At 67.1% G+C, this 19,588-nt stretch carries 16 protein-coding genes; 5 read left to right on the top strand and 11 right to left on the bottom strand.

Translation table 11 applies throughout. The features are described from left to right. Positions 1-644: 644 nt before the first annotated feature. Positions 645-1,085, top strand: a complete 441-nt coding sequence (locus tag BCY78_RS22725; RefSeq protein WP_139103287.1) for a DUF302 domain-containing protein — start codon at positions 645-647, stop codon at positions 1,083-1,085. A 73-nt stretch (positions 1,086-1,158) separates the two neighbouring features. On the opposite strand, the gene msrQ is transcribed toward BCY78_RS22725, so the two are convergent. From msrQ to xylF, 8 genes are all read right to left on the bottom strand, one after another. Continuing rightward, positions 1,159-1,794, bottom strand: a complete 636-nt coding sequence (msrQ, locus tag BCY78_RS22720; RefSeq protein WP_068306395.1) for a protein-methionine-sulfoxide reductase heme-binding subunit MsrQ — start codon at positions 1,792-1,794, stop codon at positions 1,159-1,161. A 1-nt stretch (position 1,795) separates the two neighbouring features. After that, on the bottom strand, positions 1,796-2,701 hold the full coding sequence (gene msrP, locus BCY78_RS22715; RefSeq protein ID WP_068306394.1) for a protein-methionine-sulfoxide reductase catalytic subunit MsrP: 906 nt from the start codon (positions 2,699-2,701) through the stop codon (positions 1,796-1,798). A 145-nt stretch (positions 2,702-2,846) separates the two neighbouring features. Next, positions 2,847-4,211 carry an FAD-binding oxidoreductase gene (locus BCY78_RS22710; protein WP_068306403.1) on the bottom strand — a complete coding sequence of 455 codons (1,365 nt, stop codon included), beginning with the start codon at positions 4,209-4,211 and terminating at the stop codon, positions 2,847-2,849. Between the two features lie 212 nt (positions 4,212-4,423). Beyond that, entirely contained in the window at positions 4,424-5,725 is a 1,302-nt protein-coding gene (gene xylA / locus BCY78_RS22705) for a xylose isomerase (RefSeq protein WP_068306392.1), read from the bottom strand. 14 nt (positions 5,726-5,739) lie between these two features. Continuing rightward, positions 5,740-7,173, bottom strand: coding sequence for a xylulokinase (gene xylB, locus BCY78_RS22700; RefSeq protein ID WP_139103286.1), 1,434 nt, complete (start codon positions 7,171-7,173; stop codon positions 5,740-5,742). Further along, a complete protein-coding gene (locus tag BCY78_RS22695; protein ID WP_068306388.1) occupies positions 7,173-7,937 on the bottom strand; it encodes an ATP-binding cassette domain-containing protein in 765 nt (254 codons plus the stop codon). Before BCY78_RS22695 ends, xylB begins: the two co-directional genes overlap by 1 nt. Next, the gene (locus BCY78_RS22690) at positions 7,937-9,361 is read right to left on the bottom strand and encodes a sugar ABC transporter permease (protein WP_068306386.1); all 1,425 of its coding nucleotides are present in this window, start codon (positions 9,359-9,361) and stop codon (positions 7,937-7,939) included. The genes BCY78_RS22695 and BCY78_RS22690 overlap by 1 nt, the downstream gene beginning before the upstream one ends. A gap of 71 nt (positions 9,362-9,432) precedes the next feature. After that, the gene (xylF, locus tag BCY78_RS22685; RefSeq protein ID WP_068306385.1) at positions 9,433-10,455 is read right to left on the bottom strand and encodes a D-xylose ABC transporter substrate-binding protein; all 1,023 of its coding nucleotides are present in this window, start codon (positions 10,453-10,455) and stop codon (positions 9,433-9,435) included. 220 nt (positions 10,456-10,675) lie between these two features. Here xylF and BCY78_RS22680 point away from each other — a divergent pair, with 220 nt between their 5' ends. Continuing rightward, positions 10,676-11,953, top strand: coding sequence for an ROK family protein (locus BCY78_RS22680; protein WP_068306383.1), 1,278 nt, complete (start codon positions 10,676-10,678; stop codon positions 11,951-11,953). Continuing rightward, the gene (locus tag BCY78_RS22675; RefSeq protein ID WP_068306381.1) at positions 11,950-13,422 is read left to right on the top strand and encodes a CRTAC1 family protein; all 1,473 of its coding nucleotides are present in this window, start codon (positions 11,950-11,952) and stop codon (positions 13,420-13,422) included. Before BCY78_RS22680 ends, BCY78_RS22675 begins: the two co-directional genes overlap by 4 nt. Before the next feature lie 67 nt (positions 13,423-13,489). Here the strand turns inward: BCY78_RS22675 and BCY78_RS22670 are convergent, their stop codons facing one another. The 3 genes from BCY78_RS22670 to BCY78_RS22660 all read right to left on the bottom strand — a co-directional run bounded on the left by BCY78_RS22670 (position 13,490) and on the right by BCY78_RS22660 (position 16,657). Continuing rightward, on the bottom strand, positions 13,490-14,851 hold the full coding sequence (locus tag BCY78_RS22670; RefSeq protein WP_139103285.1) for a cytochrome c peroxidase: 1,362 nt from the start codon (positions 14,849-14,851) through the stop codon (positions 13,490-13,492). Between the two features lie 63 nt (positions 14,852-14,914). After that, positions 14,915-15,844: an AEC family transporter gene (locus tag BCY78_RS22665; protein ID WP_068306379.1), complete on the bottom strand. Its 930-nt coding sequence runs from the start codon at positions 15,842-15,844 to the stop codon at positions 14,915-14,917. Between the two features lie 123 nt (positions 15,845-15,967). Further along, complete coding sequence (locus BCY78_RS22660) at positions 15,968-16,657, bottom strand: GntR family transcriptional regulator (RefSeq protein ID WP_068306378.1); 690 nt, start codon at positions 16,655-16,657, stop codon at positions 15,968-15,970. 77 nt (positions 16,658-16,734) lie between these two features. On the opposite strand from BCY78_RS22660, the gene BCY78_RS22655 reads away from it, so the two are divergent. After that, the gene (locus BCY78_RS22655) at positions 16,735-17,802 is read left to right on the top strand and encodes an AbrB family transcriptional regulator (RefSeq protein ID WP_068306376.1); all 1,068 of its coding nucleotides are present in this window, start codon (positions 16,735-16,737) and stop codon (positions 17,800-17,802) included. Then, the gene (locus BCY78_RS22650) at positions 17,799-19,586 is read left to right on the top strand and encodes a gamma-glutamyltransferase family protein (protein WP_068306374.1); all 1,788 of its coding nucleotides are present in this window, start codon (positions 17,799-17,801) and stop codon (positions 19,584-19,586) included. Before BCY78_RS22655 ends, BCY78_RS22650 begins: the two co-directional genes overlap by 4 nt. Positions 19,587-19,588: the final 2 nt, after the last annotated feature.

Here is a 19,588-nt window from a genome sequence, read left to right as displayed (position 1 = left end):
GCAAAACAGTGAAGCTGACACTCACATCATCGGGAATAAACCCTAGTGAGCCGATATACAGACGTCCGATCCATCGAAACGAACCAAACCGCCCGCATATCCCTTCATCACCAAATTTTCAAAAAGCGCTCCGAACACAACACGCAGAACCCGCCAGTCACCCAGCGCCTTCGCTCGCCTCGCATCCAGATTTCGTTTCAGCCTCTCGACCCAGCCCGCCGGCTGCCGTCGCTGCTTCGTTCGCGTTTCCGCGTCCCCGCCGCTTCGGTGAGGCGGTATCTAGGCCCCACGCCGAAAAGCCGCAAGAGGAAAAATGAAGACGTGGGACGTTTTTCTTCGCGAAGCCGTCACAAAGCCCTGTTTTGCTGGGTTTTCGGGCAGAAGTTTTCTCGCTCCCTGCCCCGGATCGCCCTCAGGCTCCGGTTTGCGCCCGGTTTGAATGTTGCCGATAGCCCCTCCGGGCCGCAATTTCCTGACCCGTCGGTCAGAAATGGCCGAATCTAGCCCCGAGTCCCACAGGTTGGGGCGCCGAATCCCGTTCTGATTCCGAGTCGATCACCGGAATCACCGTGCAACGACTCGCGCTACATGCAAACATGGGAATGTAGACCGGTGGGCCCCCTGCCCGCCTACGGGAGGATATCATGATGAATCGCGTCACCCTCGGGCTGGCCCTCGGGGCCTGCCTGACCGCCCTGCCCGCTTTTGCCGACGAGCTGGTGCTCACCCCCTCGGGCATGTCGTTCGAGGATACGGCCTTCGCCCTCGAATCCGCGATCGTCGGTCGCGGGTTGGTGGTCGACTATGTCAGCCATGTCGGCGAGATGCTGGAGCGCACCCGTGCCGACCTCGGCAGCGAGGTCGTGCTCTTCACCAATGCCGAGATCTACATGTTCTGCTCGGCCAATATCTCACGGCAGGTGATGGAGGCCGATTGGCAGAACGTCGTCTATTGCCCCTATGGTATTCAAGTGCTGGAGCGTCCGGGTGAAGAGGTGATGCTGGGCTATATGCACAAGAGCGCCGAGAGCATGGGCCCCGCCAACGACCTGCTGGCCGAGATCGTCGCCGAAGTCACCGAGTAAGGGTCACACCCCTGATCGCCGGAATGAGAAAGGCGCCTCCGTCTCCGGGGGCGCCTTTTGCAATGGCGGGTCGTCAGCGGGGGACGGCGCCGGCCGGCGGGCGGGCCGCCTGAGGCCTGCGTTTCGGGATCAGCCTGAGGGCCAGCAGCCCCACCACCGCCCCGAGGTAGAGGAACGGCTCCCAGGGATAGCCCTTCACCAGCCAGACGAAATGCACGGCTCCCAGCAGGATCGCCGGATAGGTCAGCTTGTGCAGCTTGCGCCATCCCATCCCGCCCAGCTTGCGGATCGACCAGTTGTTCGAGGTCGCCGCCAGCGGGATCAGCAACACGAAGGCCGCGAAGCCGATGGTGATGTAGGGGCGCTTGACGATTTCCTCGCCGATCCGCGACAGGGATCGCAGGTCCAAAAGCGTCCACACCAGAAAATGCGCCAGCACGAAGGCGAAGGCCGTCACCCCCAGCGCGCGCCGGTACTTGATCAGGCTGATGTTGGTCCACGTCCGCAGCGGCGTGATCGCCAGCGTTGCCACGAGGATCTGCAAGGCCACGAGGCCATACTTGCGCTCCAGCGTGTTGATCGGCTCCGGCCCCAGCTGACCCGAGAGACCCAGCCAGAACAGCCACCCCATCCACGCCAGACCCAGCAGATAGATCGGCCAGGCCGGGACATGCCTCTGCGCCCGGTTGATGGATTGTGCGACGGTCATCTCAGTAGTTCTCGCGCAGGTCCATGCCGGCATAGAGCGAGGCGACCTCGTCCTCGTAGCCGTTGAACATCAGCGTGTCCTGCCGGCTGGCAAACAGCCCGCCGCCGATCCGACGCTCCGAGGCCTGCGACCAGCGGGGATGGTCCACCTCGGGGTTCACGTTGGAATAGAAGCCATACTCGCGGCGGTTCAGCGCGTTCCAGGTGGTCGGCGGCTGGGTATCGGTCAGGGTGATGCGCACGATCGACTTGATCGATTTGAAGCCGTATTTCCACGGCACCACCAGCCGGATCGGCGCGCCGTTCGGCTTGGGCATCGGCTCGCCATAGATCCCGGTGGCCAGCAGGGTCAGCGGGTGGCGGGCCTCATCCAGACGCAGCCCCTCGACATAGGGGAAGGGGATGACGCCCCGGCGCACGCCCGGCATGGTCTCGGGCTGGACGATGGTTTCGAAGGCGACATATTGCGCGCCCGATTGCACACCGACGCGGTCCAGCACATCGGCCAGCTCCACCCCGTTCCACGGCACGACCATCGACCAGGCCTCGACGCAGCGGAAGCGGTAGATGCGTTCCTCCACCTCCAGCCCGTCGAGCAGCTCGGCCAGCGAGTAGCTGCCGGGCCGGTCGACCATGCCGTCCACCTGGATCGACCAGGGATCGGTGACCATCGCGCCGGCATTGGCGGCGGGATCGGTCTTGCCGGTGCCGAACTCGTAGAAATTGTTGTAGGTGGTGATCTGCTCCAGCGTGTTGGGCTCCAGCCCCTGCGCCACCGCAGCGCGCCCCCCGGCCATGGACAGCGCCGCAGCACCGCCCAACCCAGCCATCAGCTGGCGGCGGTTCAGCCACATCGCCTTGGGGGTCACATCGGCAGGGGTCAGGTCATTCGTCCAACGGCGGGCCATGGGTCTCTCCTTTGCCTGGGGCCACATCGACGCGCCCCTTTGCAGGACAGTACGGCCAAGGGGCCGCTCCGTTTCACCCGGATTGCCGGTTTCGCGAAAAATCCTGTCAAGAAAATGTGAGCCGCGCGGCGGCGCTGTCCAGTCCTCAGCCCAGAACCTTGCCCGGATTGAGCCGGTTCTCGGGATCATAGGCCGCCTTCAACGCCAGCATCGCCGCGCGAACCGGGGCCGGTTGCGCCGCCTTGAGCGCCGCCAGCTTCTCCAGCCCGATGCCATGCTCGGCCGAGACCGAGCCGCCTTGGAACTGCCGCAAGGTGCCATAGACCGCCGCATCGACGACCTCACGCGGATGCAGCGGGCCGTCCAGCATCAAGGACAGATGCAGGTTGCCGTCGCCGACATGGCCCAACACCAGGACCGAGACGCCCTCCAGCCCCGCACAGGCCGCCTCCAGCGCCTGCACATAGGGATCGAGGTCCGCCAGCTTCAGCGACACGTCATAATGATAGCCCGGCTCGCCGCCCGAGCCGATCAGCCCCCCGCCCTCGCGGATGCGCCAGATCGTGGCGCGCTCGGCCTCGGATTGAGCAATCACTGCGTCCTTAATGGTGCCATCCTCCAAGGCCGGCACCAAGGCCGCCTCCAACGCTTCGCGCGCGGTCTGGTCGTCAGGCCCGAAGGCTTCCAGCGTCAGGAACAGGCCGGGTCCCTCGGCCAAGGGCAGCCGCGTCAACCCCTGCGAGGCGGCGCAATAGCGATAGCAAGCGGGCCACATCCCTTCGATGGCGGCCAGATCGTCGCCCAAGGCGGCGCGCAGACGGGGCATGAAGGACGACAGCGCCTCGGGCGCGATGCCGACCAGCGCGGTGGCGATGGCCTTCGGGCGCGGGAAGAGCCGAAGCGCGACCTTGGTCACGAGGCCCAAGGTCCCCTCGGAACCGATGAACACCTGCTTCAAATCATAGCCCGCATTGTTCTTCATCAGGGGCGAGGTGAGATCTAAGACCGCGCCGTCGGCCAGCACCACCTCCAGCCCCAGCACACCCGCGCGCATCATCCCGTAACGCAACACGCGGATGCCGCCCGCATTGGTCGAGACCATGCCGCCGATGGTGCAACTGTCCCGCGCGCCGATATCGACGCCCGCCATCAGCCCATAGGGCTCCAAGGCGGCATCGAGCTCGGCCAGGGTCACCCCGGCCCCCACCAGCGCCATGCCCTGCGCGGGGTCGATCAGCTCGATCCTGTTCATCCGCTCGAAGGAAACGATCAGCTGGCCCGGATGGCTCTCGGTCCCCTCGACGAGGCCGGTGAGCCCCCCCTGTGGGACGATCCCCATGCCCGGCGTGGCCGTGAGCACCGCCGCCAGTTCCGCCGCATCCGCCGGGCGCACCAGCAGCCCCGCCGCTTGCGAGGTCTTGCACCAGCCGGGGTCGCGCAGCGACAGTTTCTCGGGCCCCAGCACATGCGCCTCGCCCAACAGGCTACGCAATTCGTCGATCAAGGCCATCGTCGTCCCCGGCATTAGAAATCCGGGCGATCCTGTGCCGGATCGCGCGCCGGTGTAAAGGGCGCTCCGAAGGGAGTATTTCGGACAAGGTGATGAACAAGACGCGCGCCCTGTTCTTTCATTCTGCCCCAAATACGCACTTTTGCGCCGATCCCACGCAAACGGGCGGCCCCCGAAGGAACCGCCCGTCAACACAGGATCTCCAACCGCAATCAGAGATAGCGGTTGACGAGGTTCTCCAGACGCTCCTGCCGGCCCGAGCGGGGCTTGGGATCAAGCTTCTTCTCCTCGACCATCGCGGCAATCGACTCGAGGTCCGAATTCAGCAGCGCCTTGCCGTCATCCGTGTCCCAACCCGCGTAACGAGCCTCGCGCGCGGCTTCCAGCTTGCCATCGGACAGCATCGCGGCCGCGGCTTTCAGGCCAGCGGCGCAGGCATCCATACCGCCGACATGGGCAAGGATCAGATCCTCGGCATCGAGCGACTGACGGCGGATCTTGGCATCGAAATTGGTACCGCCGGTGGTGAAGCCGCCCGCCTTGAGCACCTCGTAATAGGCCAAGGTCATCTCCGGCACGTTGTTCGGGAACTGGTCCGTGTCCCAGCCCGATTGGTAATCGTTCCGGTTCATGTCGATGGACCCGAAGATGCCCAGCGCCGCCGCCAGCGCCAGCTCATGCTCGAAGCTGTGACCGGCGAGGATGGCGTGGCCCTGCTCGATATTGACTTTCACCTCGCCCTCAAGGCCGAAGTCCTTGAGGAAGCCATAGACCGTGGCGACGTCGTAATCGTACTGATGCTTCGTCGGCTCCTGCGGTTTCGGCTCGATCAGCAGCGGGCCCTTGAACCCGATCTTGTGCTTGTAATCGACCGCCATCTGCAGCATCCGCCCGGCCTGCGCACGCTCGCGCTTGAGATCGGTGTTGAGCAGCGTCTCATAGCCCTCGCGCCCGCCCCAGAGGACATAATTCTCACCGTTCAGCTGCAGCGTCGCGTCCATGCAGGTCTTGATGGTCGCGGCCGAGTAGGCAAAGACCTCGGGGTCGGGGTTCGTGGCCGCGCCGGACATGAAGCGGCGGTGGCTGAACAGGTTCGCGGTGCCCCAGAGCAGCTTGGTGCCGGTCTGCGCCATCTTCTCGGCGAAATAATCGGTGATCTCGCGCAGGCGGGCGGTGGATTCCGCGAAGCTGGACCCTTCCGGGCGCACATCGGCGTCGTGGAAGCAGAAATAGGGCACATCGAGGATGTCGAAGAGCTCGAACGCCACGTCGGCCTTCAGCGTCGCATGATCCATCGTCTCGCCGAACCACGGGCGCTCAAACGTCTGGCCACCGAAGGGATCGCCGCCGGGCCAGGCGAAGCTGTGCCAATAGGCGGCGGCGAAGCGCAGATGATCCTTCATCGGCTTGCCCAGCACCAGCTCCTCGGGGTTGTAGTGACGGAAGGCGAATTCGTTGTCGCTGTCCGGACCCTCGAAGCGGATTTTGGGGATGCCCTTGAAATAATCGGTCATGGTCTTTCCTGTCGTCAGAGGGTCTTGATCGCGGCATAGGCCGCCTTGTAGCGCTGATGCGCCTCGGCAAAGGCCGGGGCCAAAGCCGCGTCTGGCTCGTGGCTGCGGGCCACGGGGGGCGCATAGGCTGCCTCGACACCCGCGCCGGTGGCGGCCATCAGCCCCAGCCGCGCCGCGCCCAAGGCTGCGCCGAATTCGCCCTGCGCCGGTACGTCGAGCGGGAAGCCGCAGGCGGTCGCCAGCACGTCGAGCCAATAGCCCGAGCGCGCGCCGCCGCCGATCGCCAGCGCGCGGTTGATTTTCGTCCCCGTCGCGCCCAAGGCGTCGCGACAATCGGCAAAGGCGAAGGCCACGCCCTCCATCACCGCGCGGGCGGCGGCCTGTGCGTCGGTGGCGTGGTCGAGATGCAGGAACTGGCCGCGGATCGCCGCGTCGTTATGCGGGGTCCGCTCGCCGCCGAGATAGGGCAGGAACAGGGTCTTGGACGGCGCCTTCAGCGCCCCCAGATCCGAGGTCAGCTGCGCCGCCGATTGACCGGTCAGGCGCGACAGCCAATTGAGCGCATCCGTCGCGGCAAGGATCACGCCCATCTGGTGCCAGGTGCCGGGAACGGCGTGGCAGAAGGCATGCACGGCGGTCGCCGGGTCGGGGCGGTAACGGTCATTCGCGGCGAACAGCACGCCCGAGGTGCCGAGGCTGAGGAAGGCCTCGCCCTCGCGCACCACGCCCGCGCCGATGGCGGCGGCGGCATTGTCCCCGCCGCCACCGGCAACGACACAGACCGGAAGCCCGGTCTCGGCCGCGAGTGAGGCGCGGAGTTGACCCGAAACCGCCGAGCCCTCGACCAGACGCGGCATGTGATCGCGCGACAGGCCGCATTTCGACAGCAGCGCATCCGACCAATCGCGCGCGCCGGTGTCGAGCCAGCTCGTCCCCGCCGCATCCGACATCTCGGCCACGTAGTCGCCGGTCAGGATGTAGCGCAGGTAGTCCTTCGGCAGCAGGATCTTGGCGACCTTGGCGAAAATCTCAGGCTCGTGCCGGCGGACCCATTCGACCTTGGGCGCGGTGAAGCCCGGGAAGACGATATTGCCGGTGATCTCGCGGAAGGCGGGATCGGCGTCCATCGCGGCGGCCTCGGCATGGCTGCGGGTGTCGTTCCACAGCATGCAGGGGCGCAGGACATTGCCGTCCTTGTCCAAGAGCGTCGCGCCATGCATGTGGCCGGAGAGACCGATGCCCTTCAGCCCCGAGCAATCCTTCTGCGCGCGGATCGAGGCCAGTGCCTCGCGCACCGCCGCTTCCCATTGCGCCGGGTCCTGTTCGGACCAGCCGTCATGCGGACGCTCGACCGTCAGGGCTACCGTGTGTTCGGCCAGCACGCGCTGGTCGTCGTCAATCAGGATCGCCTTCAGCGAAGACGTCCCCAAATCCAGTCCAATATACATTATGCCGCCAGATGCTCAGGCTTCTTGCCAAGGATGATCATCGCCAGGATGTCGTCCTCGGTCACTTCATCCACTTTCACGACGCCCACCAGTTCGCCGTTCTTCATCACCGCCGCGCGGTCGCACAGCCGTTTCACCGCATGCACGTCGTGGTCGATGAGGAAGATCCCCAGACCCTGCTTGCGAAGCTCGTTGATCAGATCGGCCACCATCTGCGTCTCTTGCGGACCCAAAGCGGCGGTCGGCTCGTCCATGATCAGAACGCGGGCGTTGAAATAGACCGCGCGCGCGATGGCCACCGATTGCCGCTGACCGCCCGACAGCGCCGATACGGGCGCGTTGAACTTGCGGAAGTTCGGGTTCAGGCGGCCCATGATCTTGCGCGTCTCGGCCTCCATCGCCGCGTCGTCGACGAAGCCCAGAGGCGTCGTGATCTCGCGGCCGAGGAACAGGTTGGCCGAGGCATCGAGGTTATCGGCCAGCGCCAGCGTCTGGTAGATCGTCTCGATATTATGGGTGCGGGCATCGCGCGGGTTCTGGATATCCACTTCCTTGCCGTCGACGAAGATTTGGCCCGCATCCTTGCGATAGGCGCCGGACAGGCACTTGATCAGCGTCGACTTGCCGGCGCCGTTATGGCCCAGAAGGCCCACGACCTCGCCCGGGTACAGATCGACGCTGACATGATCGACGGCCTTGATGCCGCCGAACGAGATCGAGATGTCGCGCATCTCGACCAGCGGGGTTCCGGTACGGTCGACCATCACAGCATTCCTTTCTGGCGGGCAGCGAAGCCAAGGGCCACGGCGACGATTGCGGCGATCAGGGCGAAGAGCCAGCCAAAGGCCACGAAGATCAGGATCGGCAGACCGATCAAGTGGAAGAGCAGCGCCTTGGGCCGAACCGTGGGCACGCGGTAGGCGATGTCCAAGAGTACGGCCTCGACCAGCACGGCGCCGACGACGATGTTCTGGAACGGCGCGTCGACGCCGACCATGGCCATGCCCGATTGCAGCGACTGCATGATCAACGCACCGAGGATCGCGCCATAGATCGTGCCGAGGCCCCCCGACAGTGCCGTCCCGCCGATCACCGCCGCAGCGATGACGCGCAATTCGTCCAGCGTGCCGATGTCATTGGCGTGGTTGGTCAGACGGGCCGAGGCGACCACCGCCGACAGGGCGCAGAGGAAGCCCATGATGGCGAAGACCTTCACGGTCAGGAAACGGGTGTTGATGCCGCTAAGTTCCGCCGAATCCGGGTTGCCGCCGGTCGCGAAGATATAGCGGCCAAGGCGGGTCTTGCGCGCGACCATGGTCATAACCACGGCAACGACGAAGAGCAGCAGCACCGAATAGGGCAGGCCGTAGCCTTCGGTATACCCCTCGGGCAGAACCTCACCGCGCGCTTCGAATTCGCGGCGCAGACGGCCGAGCGGCACCTGATAGGCGTTGACGATGGCGATGAAGCCCAGGATCAGCGCGGCAAAACCGGCGGCGAGGACACCCTCGGCCCACAGAGGCTTCACCGGGAATTCGTGGCGCAGCTTGGCGCGACGGGCCGAGAAGACGATCCACACGGCCACCGCGGCGGCTACGATGCCGAAGACCCAACTTCCGGTCACACCGAGCGTGCCGTTGATGCCACCGAACAGCTGGAAATTCTCGTCCAGCGGGCCGATCGTCTGGCCGCCGGTCAGATACCAGGCGACGTTGCGCCAGATTAGCAGACCGCCCAGCGTGACGATGAAGGCGGGGATGGTCAGATAGCCGACCAGCCAGCCCTGCGCGGCGCCGATCAGCGTGCCGGCCAGAAGGCCCGCGATGATGGCGACGGGGGCGATGGCCCAATGGCCCAGCTCCAGCCCCAGATAATCCGGCAGCCAGGCTTTCTGCGTCATGGCCATCACGGCCGAGCAGGTGGCGAGCAGGGCACCGACCGAGAGGTCGATATGGCGGGTCACGATCACGAAGACCATGCCCGTGGCCATGATCGCAACGCTCACCGTCTGGATCGACAGGTTGAAGATGTTGCGGGCGCTCAGGAATCGGCCGTCGGTCATGACGCTGAAGGCGATGCAGATCACGGCAAAGGCCGCGATCATGCCCAGAAGGCGCGTGTCGATCTCTAGGGAATCGATCAACGAGCGGCGCCGGGGCTGTTCTGCGGGGCGCGCGGTATCGCTCATGGCGGGGCTCTCGGGGCGGGGGGAAGAAAAGGAGAGGCCCCCGCGATCACTGCCGCCGGGGCCGGGTCAGCTTAGTTGCAGGGGGCCGGACCGTCGGTCACGCCCTGGCACAGGGCTTCCTGCGAGATCCAGCCGGCGTCGACGACGACCGACAGGTTCTCGGCGGTCACCGGAACCGGCGCGAGGAAGCGCGAGGTCATCACGGTCCCGGCGGGCGAGGGCCATTCCTGCGCGCCTTCCACGTCGGCCATGGCGGGGCCCCCGGCCAGCGCGACGGCGATCTCGGCGGCAGCGCGGCCCAGCTCACGGGCGTCTTTCCAGACCGAAACGGTCTGCGTGCCCAGCGCGATGCGGTTCAGCGCGGCATGGTCGCCGTCCTGACCCGACACCGGGATGCCCTGCATGCCCTGCGCGGTCAGCGCGGCGACGGCGCCACCGGCGGTGCCGTCGTTCGACGCGACCACGGCATCGACGCCGTTGTCCTGCGCGGTCAGGATCTGCTCCATGTTGCGCTGTGCGTTGGCGGGCAGCCAGGCGTCGGTATAGGCCTCGCCGACGATCTCGATGTCACCGGCGTCGATCGCAGCCTGCAGCACTTCCTGCTGACCACCGCGGAGGAAGTCCGCGTTCGGGTCGGTGGGCGAGCCCTTGATCATCACGTAGCGGCCGGTGGGGGCCGCTTCCAGAACGGCGCGGGCCTGCATGCGGCCGACCTCGACGTTGTCGAAGGTCAGGTAGAAGGCGCGCGGATCTTCGATCAGGCGGTCATAGGCGACGACCGGGATACCCTCGTCGGCGGCGGCCTGCACGGCCGGGCCGATGGCTTGCGCGTCCTGTGCCAGCACGATCAGCGCGTCGACGCCTTGGGCGATCAGCGCCTCGATGTCCGACAGCTGCTTGGCCGAGGAGGATTGCGCGTCGGCCGAGACATACTCGGCGCCCGCGGCTTCCAGCGCGGCGACAATGGCGGCCTCGTCAGTGCGCCAGCGCTCTTCCTGGAAGTTCGACCAGCTGACGCCGACGGTCAGCGCGGCGGCCATGGACGTGGTAAGACCCGCCGTCGCGACGACGGCGGCGAACAATGCTTTACGCATGAATCTCCTCCCTGGATAACGGTCCCTTGTGATGGACCTCGGGTGCGTTCCCGATGGCGGCGAGGATAGGGGTATTTCTTCATGTGTCAAAATAAATATTCTCGCCTTGCCGCGTTTTTCATGCTTCACTCGGGTCCAGAGGAGAGATTTTGCGCTCACAGCGAACGCTTGACGGTTGCGCCGCGTCGCAGCGAGGAGGAATTCTTTGACGAGTGAACTTATGCCGGCCGATAAGCCGGTCGAGCAAGCCGATGGCTTTGCCGCTCATCCCGGTTGCGGCCCCCTGCTTCCCGGCCCCGCGCTGGACAGCAAGCCCCTGCGCCAGAAGGTCTTCGAGCATGTCCGCGCGACGGGCACAGCGGCCCGTGCCGATGTCTCGCGCGCGCTGGGAATCAGCGCGGGCTCCGTCACTCAGATCACCTCGGACCTGATCGAGCGCGGCTATCTGCGCGAAACCGATGCCTCCCCGCGCGAGCGGCGCGAAAGCGGGCGCGGGCGCCCCGCCGTGGCGCTGACCGTAATCCCGGAGTCGCACCGGGTGATCGGTATCAAGCTGTCGGACGAACGCCATACCGCCGTGCTGGCCGATTTCTCGGGCACGATTCTGGCCGAGGCCATGCTGCCCACCCCCGCCGTGCGCAAATCGCTGGAGCAGATCACCGAAGAGACCGCGCAGCTGGTCGACCGCCTTCTGGCCGAGGCCGGCCTGCCCCTGTCCTCGATCGCGGCGGTCGGCATCGGCATCTCGGGCCTCGTCGATCCGCAGGAGGGGACCGTGCCATGGTCGCCCCTGCTCGACGGTCTGAACCAACCGCTGCAGCAGGCGCTGACCCGCCGTCTGGGCCGTCCCGCGCTGGTCGATAACGACGCCAACACCCTGACCATGGCCGAACTGTGGTTCGGCGCCGGGCGCGCGACCTCGGATTTCGCCGTCGTCACCATCGAGCATGGCGTCGGCATGGGCCTCGTGGTCGGCAACCGTCTCTATCGCGGCACACGCGGCATGGGGATGGAGCTGGGGCACATCAAGGTCCAGCTCGACGGCGCGCTCTGCCGCTGTGGCCAGCGTGGCTGTCTCGAGGCCTATCTCGCCGACTACGCCCTCGCGCGCGAGGCGGGCACGGCCTTGGGACGCAACCCGCGCAACATGGCCTCGGCGCAGGCGATGCTGGAAACCCTCTTTGCCGAGGCCAAGGGCGGCAACATGGCCGCGCGCTCGATCTTCCGCCGCGCCGGGCGATACCTTGCGGTCGGTCTGTCCAACGTGATCCAGCTTTTCGACCCCGAGCTGATCATCCTCTCGGGCGAGCGCATGCGCTACGACTACCTCTATGCCGACGAAGTGCTGGCCGATGCGCAGGACCTTACCCTCTCGCATGGGCGCCAGCCCTGCCGGGTCGAGATCCACAATTGGGGCGACATGGTCTGGGCCCGTGGCGCCGCCGCCCTCGCGCTGAGCCACGTCACAGACACCGCCTTGGGTCAGGGGGCCGCATGATCTGGCGCCTTGCTCCCCTGTTGATCGCCGCCCCCGCCTGGGCCAGCCCGCAGTTCGAGAACCTCTCCGCCACCCTGCCCGAGCATATCTACGCCGGCGGGTGGGAGCATTTTGTCGGCGGCGGCGTGGCGGTCTTCGACTGTGACGGCGACGCCCTGCCCGAGATCCTCGCGGCGGGCGGCGAGAACCCGATGCTATTCCTCCACAACGGCGGCGCGATGGCCTTCAGCCCCGCTGAATTCCCCCAGATCACCGGCGCCACCGGGGCCTATCCTCTGGACTTGGATGGCGACGGGCTCCTCGACCTCTATATCCTGCGCGCGGGCCCGGACCGGGTGCTGCGCGGCGGGCCGTCCTGCCAATTCACCGACGAGACCGAGGCCTGGGGCCTGCCGCAAGACGACCGCTGGACCACCGCCTTCACCGCCTGGTGGGAGGGGGACCGCCCCACGCTGGCCATAGGCCATTACGTTGACCGCGCGAACCCGAACGGCCCGTTCGAGGCCTGCGACACCAACACGCTCCTGCTCCCCGAGGGCGATCATTGGCGCGCCGAGGACCTCGCCCCCGGCTTCTGCGCCCTGTCGATGCTCGCCGCCCGCGACGCCCGCGACCGCCCGACCCTGCGCATTTCGAATGACCGCCATTATTATGTCCGGGGCGGCTACGAGCAGATGTACGACCTCTTGGACCACCGCTTCCTCACGCCCGAGGACGGCTGGCAGCATGTGTCGCTCTGGGGCATGGGCATCGCCTCGCGCGACCTGAATGGCGACGGGCGGGACGAGGTGATGCTCACCTCGATGGGCGACCAACTGCTACAAATCGCACAATCCGACGGGACCTACACCGCCGCGCCCTATGCGATGGGCACTTATGCGACCCTTCCCCATGACGGCAGCGACGGCCGCCCCTCGACCGGCTGGCACGCGCAATTCGGCGATGTCGACAACGACGGGCTCCCGGATCTGTTCATCGCCAAGGGCAATGTTGACCAGATGCCGACGAATGCGATCCACGACCCGAACGACCTGCTGATGCAGGCGCCGGACGGGACCTTCCATCAAACCGCAACCGAAGCCGGCATCGCCACCCGAGACCGCTCGCGCGGCGCGGCACTGGCGGATCTTGATGGCGACGGACGACTGGATCTGATGGTCGTCAACCGCCGCGCGCCTCTGGAGCTTTACCGCAACGTGACGCCGGACACTGGTCATTGGCTGGGCGTCGCCCTGACCCAAGCCGGTGGCAACCGCTTCGCCATCGGCGCCCGCGTCACTGTCACGACCAATCGAGGCACGCAGGTCCAGCAAGTCACGGTCGGCGGCGGGCATGCCGGCGGACAAGCCCTGCCCCTGCATTTCGGCCTTGGCGACACCCAGACCGCAAGCATCCGCGTTGAATGGCCCGACGGCCAGATCACCGATCACGAGGTCGAGGTCGACCAGTCCGTGACGCTCACCCCCTGAGGCGTGACCGGGGACGCGTGGTCGGGTGGGCGGGTGTCGCCGAAGGCGCAGGCGCCCCCCGGCCCCGTCACGGATTAGGCACTGTCAGCCCCGAGGGCACCGCCTCCGGCACGCCAAGCCGTCCGGCCTCGGCCACCGGATCGGTGAGGCTGCCCAGAAACGCCACCAAAGCCGCGATCTGATCGGCATCCGGTTGATACCCGCGATAGGCCGCTGCCTCGATCGCCGCGACCTCCTCGGGATCGTCCATCGCCCCCCAATCCGACACCGGCAATTCCGGCAAAACCGCCTCGTCGCGCCCATAGCGCGCAACCGCGCCGCCATCGGTGTGATCCGCCAGAAACCCCTCCAGCGTCCGATGCGCGCCGGAATGCCCGTAAGGCCCGGTCAGCGCCACGTTGCGCAGGGCGGGCGTACGGAAGGCGTACCAATCCGCCTCGCGCCCCGTCACCCGGAACCGCCCCTCGTCGCGATGATGCCGCTCGAACCGCGCGCCCTTGCCGGGGCCGAATTGCGGCTCGCCCATCGCATGGAAGCTGTGGTCGGTCAGGAACGGCCCGGAATGGCAGCCCGAGCAGCCCGCCTCGCCATAGAACAGCGCCATGCCCTCGGCGGCCAAGGGTTCCAGCACGTCATCGCCCCGCAACACCGCGTCGAAAGGCGCTGTGTCCGAGCGGAACTCGAATTCCATGAAGGCCGCGATCGCGTTCGAGACATCGGTGAAAGCAATCGGCCGCCCCGCCGCGATCTCGGGGTAGACCGCCGCGAAACGCTCGGCATAGCCCGGAACGCCTGCCACCCGCGCGGTCAGCCGCGCCCAGGCGCCGTCCGGGCCGGACAGCATGCCCAGCCGCACCGCCGTCGAAATCTCGTTCTCCTGATAATGCCCGGCCATCTCGTCGGGCGAGACTACCGGGAACATCGTCTGCGCCGCCAGCATCGAAGCGAAGCCGACCGGCATGTCCTCATCCAGCGGCGTCCGCATCCCGTTCGGCCGCGTATGATCGACCTCGACCCGGCCGTCATGGAACATCGAGGCATATTCCAGCGCGCCCAAGTTCCACAACGCCTGCGCGTTCCGGGGCACCCGTTCCTCGGGCAGGTTGTCGGGATCGGCCACCCGCTGCGGACCCAAACCGCGCCCGCCATCGCCCAACCCCAGCGACAACCCGTCCGAGGTGCCGAACGCCGGATGGTGACAGGTGGCGCAGGCAACCTCGCGATTGCCGGACAGGATCGGGTCGTAGAACAGCAGCTGACCGAGCTGCGCCTCGTCCAGCCGCACCGGGCGGAAATCAGCATCGGTCAGCGCGCGGGGCAGCGCGCTTGGCAGCGCTGGGGCCTCATCCGCGGCCTGGACCGCCATCGCCGTCACGCCCACGGCCGAGACCAAGCTCAACCCGACACCGAAACGCATCGCCATCCGCATGAAACCCTCCCTTGTTAGCGCCCAAACTGCCATGCGCCGGGAGGTCGCGCAACGGCCGAGCCGTCAGTGCAGGTAGGACAGCACCAACGTCACCGTTACCACCGATGCCAAGGTCGTCGCGATCAGCGCCGTCGACGACACCTCGCGCAGGCCGAACGGCGCGGCGAGGATCGGGAACACCGTCAGCATCGGCACCGAGGCAAACAGGATCCCCACCGGCACCAGCGCCAGCGGCACCCCCGGGATCAGCACCAGCGCGGCCCCTACAGCGACGGGATGCAGCACCAGCTTGCCCAGCGCCACCGCTGTCGAGCGTCGCCAATGCCCGGTCACCGACATGCCCGCGACCGTGCCGCCGATCACGAACAGCGCCACCGGGGCTGCTGCCATCGCCAGCGCCGAGATCGCCTTTTCGGTCGGCGCGCCCAGCGGCAGGCCGCTGAAGCGGACCAGCAGCGAGATCACCACGATGATCACCAGCGGGTTCTTCAGCAGCGGCTTCAACGCCCCGCGCACCAGATCCTTCACGCTCTGCCCCGATCCGCCAGCCAGAGTCGCCAGAATCGTCGCAGTCGGGATGATCAGCACATTCTCGATCACCATGGTCATCGCGAAGACCACCGCGCCCTGCTCGCCGAACACGAGGCTGGCGATGGGAAAGCCCAGAAAGCCCGAGTTCGAATTCGCCATGCCCAGCGCCAGAATCCAGCTGTCCGGCCGCGGCTGCTTCAGCTTGACCCGCAGCAGCAGGTAGCCGATCCCCAGCGTGAACAGCGACCCCAAGGCATAGGCCAGCAGGAACGAGGGGTTCAGCCCCCCCTCGGCCCGCGGCATGGCAATGGCGAAGAAGATCAGCGCCGGCAGGGTGATCTTCAGGGTGAACTGGCTCAAGGTGCCGACATGTTCGGGCTTCAGATAGCCGCTCTTCAGCGCCCCATAGCCCAACACGATCGTCAGGTAGATCGGCAGCGTGGTCAGGATCATGTCGAGCATGGCAGGGTCTTCGCAAGTCGTTGGAACAACACCGATCGCCGCTTAACACGGCAAGCGAGGGGCGACGAGTCCCCGACGCCCCTCCCCTCGCTCGAATATTCCCGCCGCCCGTTTGCGCAGCGCTTACGCCGGCGTATCGGGCAGCGGATCGGCGGGCGGGCGGGCCCGGGACTGCCGCAACCGGATCGCATGCGCGACCGAGACATGGCGGCGCATGGCAAGCTCGGCCCCCTGTTCGTCGCGTTGACGCAGCGCAGCCAGAACCCCCTCATGCTCGTCGACCGCACTGACCGCCCGGCTGTCTTCCTCCAGCGTCGTCGGCCCCAGCAGGTACAGCGTCTTCTGCAACCCCGCCACGGACCGCGCGAGGTACCGGTTGCGCGCCGCATCCAACAGCGCCGCGTGAAACTGCCGGTTCAACTCGTACAGACGCGCCGGATCGCCCCGCGCCGCAGCCATCTCGGCATTGATCGCACCCAGCTCCTCGATTTCCACATCGGACGCCGCCCGCGCGGCCAAACGCGCGGCGGTCCCTTCCAGCACGCCGCGCATCTCGTAAAGCTCGGTCACCTCTCCGGGGTCGAGGCTGCGCACCGCCGCACCGACGCGCGGAACATGCACGACCAGCCCGTCCGCCTCCAACTGCCGGATCGCCTCTCGCACCGGGGTACGGCTGATCCCCAGCCTCTTCGCCAGATCGGCCTCCAGCAACCGGTCGCCCGGCACCAACCCGCCCGCGCGGATCTCCAGCACCAGCCGGCGATAGGCATCTTGTCCCTGCGACAGTTCGGGCCGGGGATCGGAATTTCGCATGAGTAGGATCGCCCCTTGCAGATTGCATCCAACGGTATACAATTGGACGCACAACCCGTCAATCAAAGGTTCCTCCCATGACTGCCCGCCCCTACCCGTCGCTGCCCGATTGGCAGCGGATCGCCCTCACGCTGGGGCTGGCCGCCGCGGGGGCGCTGGTCTTCAACCTTGCGGGCCTGCCGCTGCCCTTCCTGTTCGGACCGATGTGCGCCTGCCTGATCGCGGCTTTGTTCGGTGTTCCACTGAAGGGGACCGGCCAGCTAGGCACGGCGATGCGCACGATCCTCGGGGTGGCCGTCGGCGCGACTCTGACCCCCGCGCTGATCGCCGCCCTGCCGTCGATGATCGGCTCGGTGCTGCTGATCCCGATCTACATCGGCCTGATCGGCCTGATCGGCGTGCCGTTCTTCCGGAAGGTCGCCGGCTATGACGCCCCGACCGCGTGGTATGCCTCGATGCCCGGGGGCCTGCAGGACATGATCATCTTCGGGACCGAGGCCGGGGCCAACATGCGCACCCTGTCCCTGATCCACGCCACCCGCGTGCTGATCATCGTCACCATCGCGCCGGTGCTGCTGACGCAATTCATGGACGCCTCGCTCTCGCACCCGGTGGGCGAGCCCGCCCGCGACCTGCCGTGGTCCGAGATGGCGCTGATGGTCGCCGCCGCCCTGATCGGCTGGAAGGGCGGCGAGAAGATCGGCCTCTTCGGCGCCTCGATCCTCGGGCCGTTGATCGTCACGGGCGCGCTGTCGCTCTCGGGCCTCATCCACCACCGCCCGCCGGCCGAGGCCATCTACATCGCCCAGTTCTTCATCGGCGCGGCCATCGGCGTCGGCTACACCGGCATCACCCTGCGCGAGCTGCGGCGCGACGTGCTGGCGGGCGTCGGTTTCGTGCTGATCCTTGCGGTGCTGGCGGCGATCATGGCCGAGATCGTCTACCAACTGGGCCTCGCGCATCCGATGGAGGCCTTCCTCGCCTTCGCGCCGGGTGGCCAGGCCGAGATGACCGTGCTGGCGATCGTTGCCGGGGCCGATCTGGGCTACGTTGTCGTCCACCACATTCTGCGTATCCTGATGGTGATCACCGGCGCACCGATCGCGGCGCGGCTGATGAATGTCACGCGCAAGGACAAGGCATGAGCTTTACCACCCGCCCCGAGCTTTCCGGCACCTTCGGCATGACCGCCTCGACCCATTGGATCGCCACGGCGGTCGGCATGTCGGTGCTGGAGCGGGGCGGCAATGCCTTCGACGCCGCCGTCGCCATGGGCTTCGCGCTGCATGTCTGCGAGCCACATCTGAACGGGCCTTTGGGCGACATGCCGGCGATGATCTGGCCCGCCGGCGAGGCCGCGCCGACGATGATCTGCGGTCAGGCCCCCGCCCCCGCCGGCGCGACCATCGCCCACTATAAGGGCGAGGGGCTGGACCTGATCCCCGGCTCCGGCCTGCTGGCCACCGTGATCCCGGGCGCGCTAGACGCTTGGCTTCTGATGTTGCGCGACCATGGCTCGTGGCCCTTGGCCGAGGTGCTGGCCCCCGCCATCCATTACGCCCGCCACGGCGTCCCCCTCCTGCCCCGCATCGCCGGCGAGATTGACGGGTTGGCCGCGTTCTTCCGCGAGGAATGGCCCACCTCCGCTGCCGTCTGGCTGCCCGGCGGCCATGCCCCCGAGGCCGGCGCGCTGTTCCGCAATCCCGACCTCGCCGACACCTGGGAGCGCCTGTGCCGTGAAGTCGAGGGCACGCGCGGCCGCGAGGTGCAGATCGACGCTGCCCGCGACCAGATCGCGCAGGGTTTCATCGCCCAGAAGATCGACGACTGGATGCGCGAGGCCTGCGTCATGGACGCCTCGGGGCACCGGCATCGCGGCGTGCTGACGGGGCAGGATCTGGCCGATTGGCGCGCCAGCTACGAGCCCTGCCTGAGCACAAATCATGCAGGCTGGGACGTGTTCAAGGGCGGTTTCTGGTCGCAAGGCCCGGTGCAATTGCAAGTTCTCAACATGTTGGCCGGTGACGACATCGCCGCCCTCGACCCGCTCGGCCCCGATTTCGTCCATCTGGTGACCGAGGCGCTCAAGCTCGCCTTCGCCGACCGCGAGGCGCAATACGGCGACAGTGACGACATCCCCGCCGACACCCTCCTCTCCGCCGCCTATGCCGCCGAGCGCCGCGCCCAGATCGGCGCCATCGCCAGTCCGGACCTGCGCCCCGGCCATATCCCCGGCTACGAGGGTCGCGCGCAGGCGGCGCTGGAACGGATGCATTGGTTGGCCAACCGCAAAGCCCATACCGGCCCCGGCGTCGGCGAGCCGACCATGGGCCATCTCAAGCGCCCCGGCGACACGGTGCATATCGATACGGTCGACCGCTGGGGGAATATGGTCTCCGCCACACCCTCGGGCGGCTGGCTGCAATCCTCGCCGGTGGTGCCGGGCCTCGGCATGCCGCTCAATTCCCGCGCGCAGATGTTCTGGCTGACCGAGGGTCTGCCGACCTCGCTGAAACCCGGCCGCCGTCCGCGCACCACGCTGTCCCCCAGCTTCGCTCGCGCGCCCGACGGCACGCGGCTGGCCTATGGCACGCCCGGTGGCGACCAGCAGGACCAGTGGCAATCGGTCTTCATCCTGCATGTCATCCATCACGGCATGAACCTGCAGCAGGCGATCGACGCGCCCCTCTTCCACACCGACCACCTGCAGGCCAGCTTCGATCCGCGCGCCTTCAGCCCGGCCCACCTGCTCGCGGAACCCGCCTTCCCCGAGGCGACGCTGCAAGGCCTCTGCGACCGCGGCCATCGCCTGACCGTCGCTGCGCCTTGGTCCGCCGGTCGCCTCACCGCGGTCAGCCATCGTCCGGACGGGATGATGCGCGCCGCCGCCACCCCTCGCCTGATGCAGGCCTATGCCGCGGGACGCTGAGC

It is taken from the genome of Pararhodobacter sp. CCB-MM2 (assembly GCF_001691415.1).
Taxonomy (GTDB): domain Bacteria; phylum Pseudomonadota; class Alphaproteobacteria; order Rhodobacterales; family Rhodobacteraceae; genus Pararhodobacter.
This window is presented reverse-complemented; position numbering and strand designations above follow the sequence as displayed.

Excerpts from the sequence above, each read along its gene's own strand:
- BCY78_RS22725 (WP_139103287.1), top strand. The coding sequence starts at position 645 with ATGATGAATCGCGTCACCCTCGGGCTGGCCCTCGGGGCCTGCCTGACC.
- msrQ (WP_068306395.1), bottom strand. The coding sequence starts at position 1,794 with ATGACCGTCGCACAATCCATCAACCGGGCGCAGAGGCATGTCCCGGCC.
- msrP (WP_068306394.1), bottom strand. The coding sequence starts at position 2,701 with ATGGCCCGCCGTTGGACGAATGACCTGACCCCTGCCGATGTGACCCCC.
- BCY78_RS22710 (WP_068306403.1), bottom strand. The coding sequence starts at position 4,211 with ATGGCCTTGATCGACGAATTGCGTAGCCTGTTGGGCGAGGCGCATGTG.
- xylA (WP_068306392.1), bottom strand. The coding sequence starts at position 5,725 with ATGACCGATTATTTCAAGGGCATCCCCAAAATCCGCTTCGAGGGTCCG.
- xylB (WP_139103286.1), bottom strand. The coding sequence starts at position 7,173 with ATGTATATTGGACTGGATTTGGGGACGTCTTCGCTGAAGGCGATCCTG.
- BCY78_RS22695 (WP_068306388.1), bottom strand. The coding sequence starts at position 7,937 with ATGGTCGACCGTACCGGAACCCCGCTGGTCGAGATGCGCGACATCTCG.
- BCY78_RS22690 (WP_068306386.1), bottom strand. The coding sequence starts at position 9,361 with ATGAGCGATACCGCGCGCCCCGCAGAACAGCCCCGGCGCCGCTCGTTG.
- xylF (WP_068306385.1), bottom strand. The coding sequence starts at position 10,455 with ATGCGTAAAGCATTGTTCGCCGCCGTCGTCGCGACGGCGGGTCTTACC.
- BCY78_RS22680 (WP_068306383.1), top strand. The coding sequence starts at position 10,676 with ATGCCGGCCGATAAGCCGGTCGAGCAAGCCGATGGCTTTGCCGCTCAT.
- BCY78_RS22675 (WP_068306381.1), top strand. The coding sequence starts at position 11,950 with ATGATCTGGCGCCTTGCTCCCCTGTTGATCGCCGCCCCCGCCTGGGCC.
- BCY78_RS22670 (WP_139103285.1), bottom strand. The coding sequence starts at position 14,851 with ATGCGGATGGCGATGCGTTTCGGTGTCGGGTTGAGCTTGGTCTCGGCC.
- BCY78_RS22665 (WP_068306379.1), bottom strand. The coding sequence starts at position 15,844 with ATGCTCGACATGATCCTGACCACGCTGCCGATCTACCTGACGATCGTG.
- BCY78_RS22660 (WP_068306378.1), bottom strand. The coding sequence starts at position 16,657 with ATGCGAAATTCCGATCCCCGGCCCGAACTGTCGCAGGGACAAGATGCC.
- BCY78_RS22655 (WP_068306376.1), top strand. The coding sequence starts at position 16,735 with ATGACTGCCCGCCCCTACCCGTCGCTGCCCGATTGGCAGCGGATCGCC.
- BCY78_RS22650 (WP_068306374.1), top strand. The coding sequence starts at position 17,799 with ATGAGCTTTACCACCCGCCCCGAGCTTTCCGGCACCTTCGGCATGACC.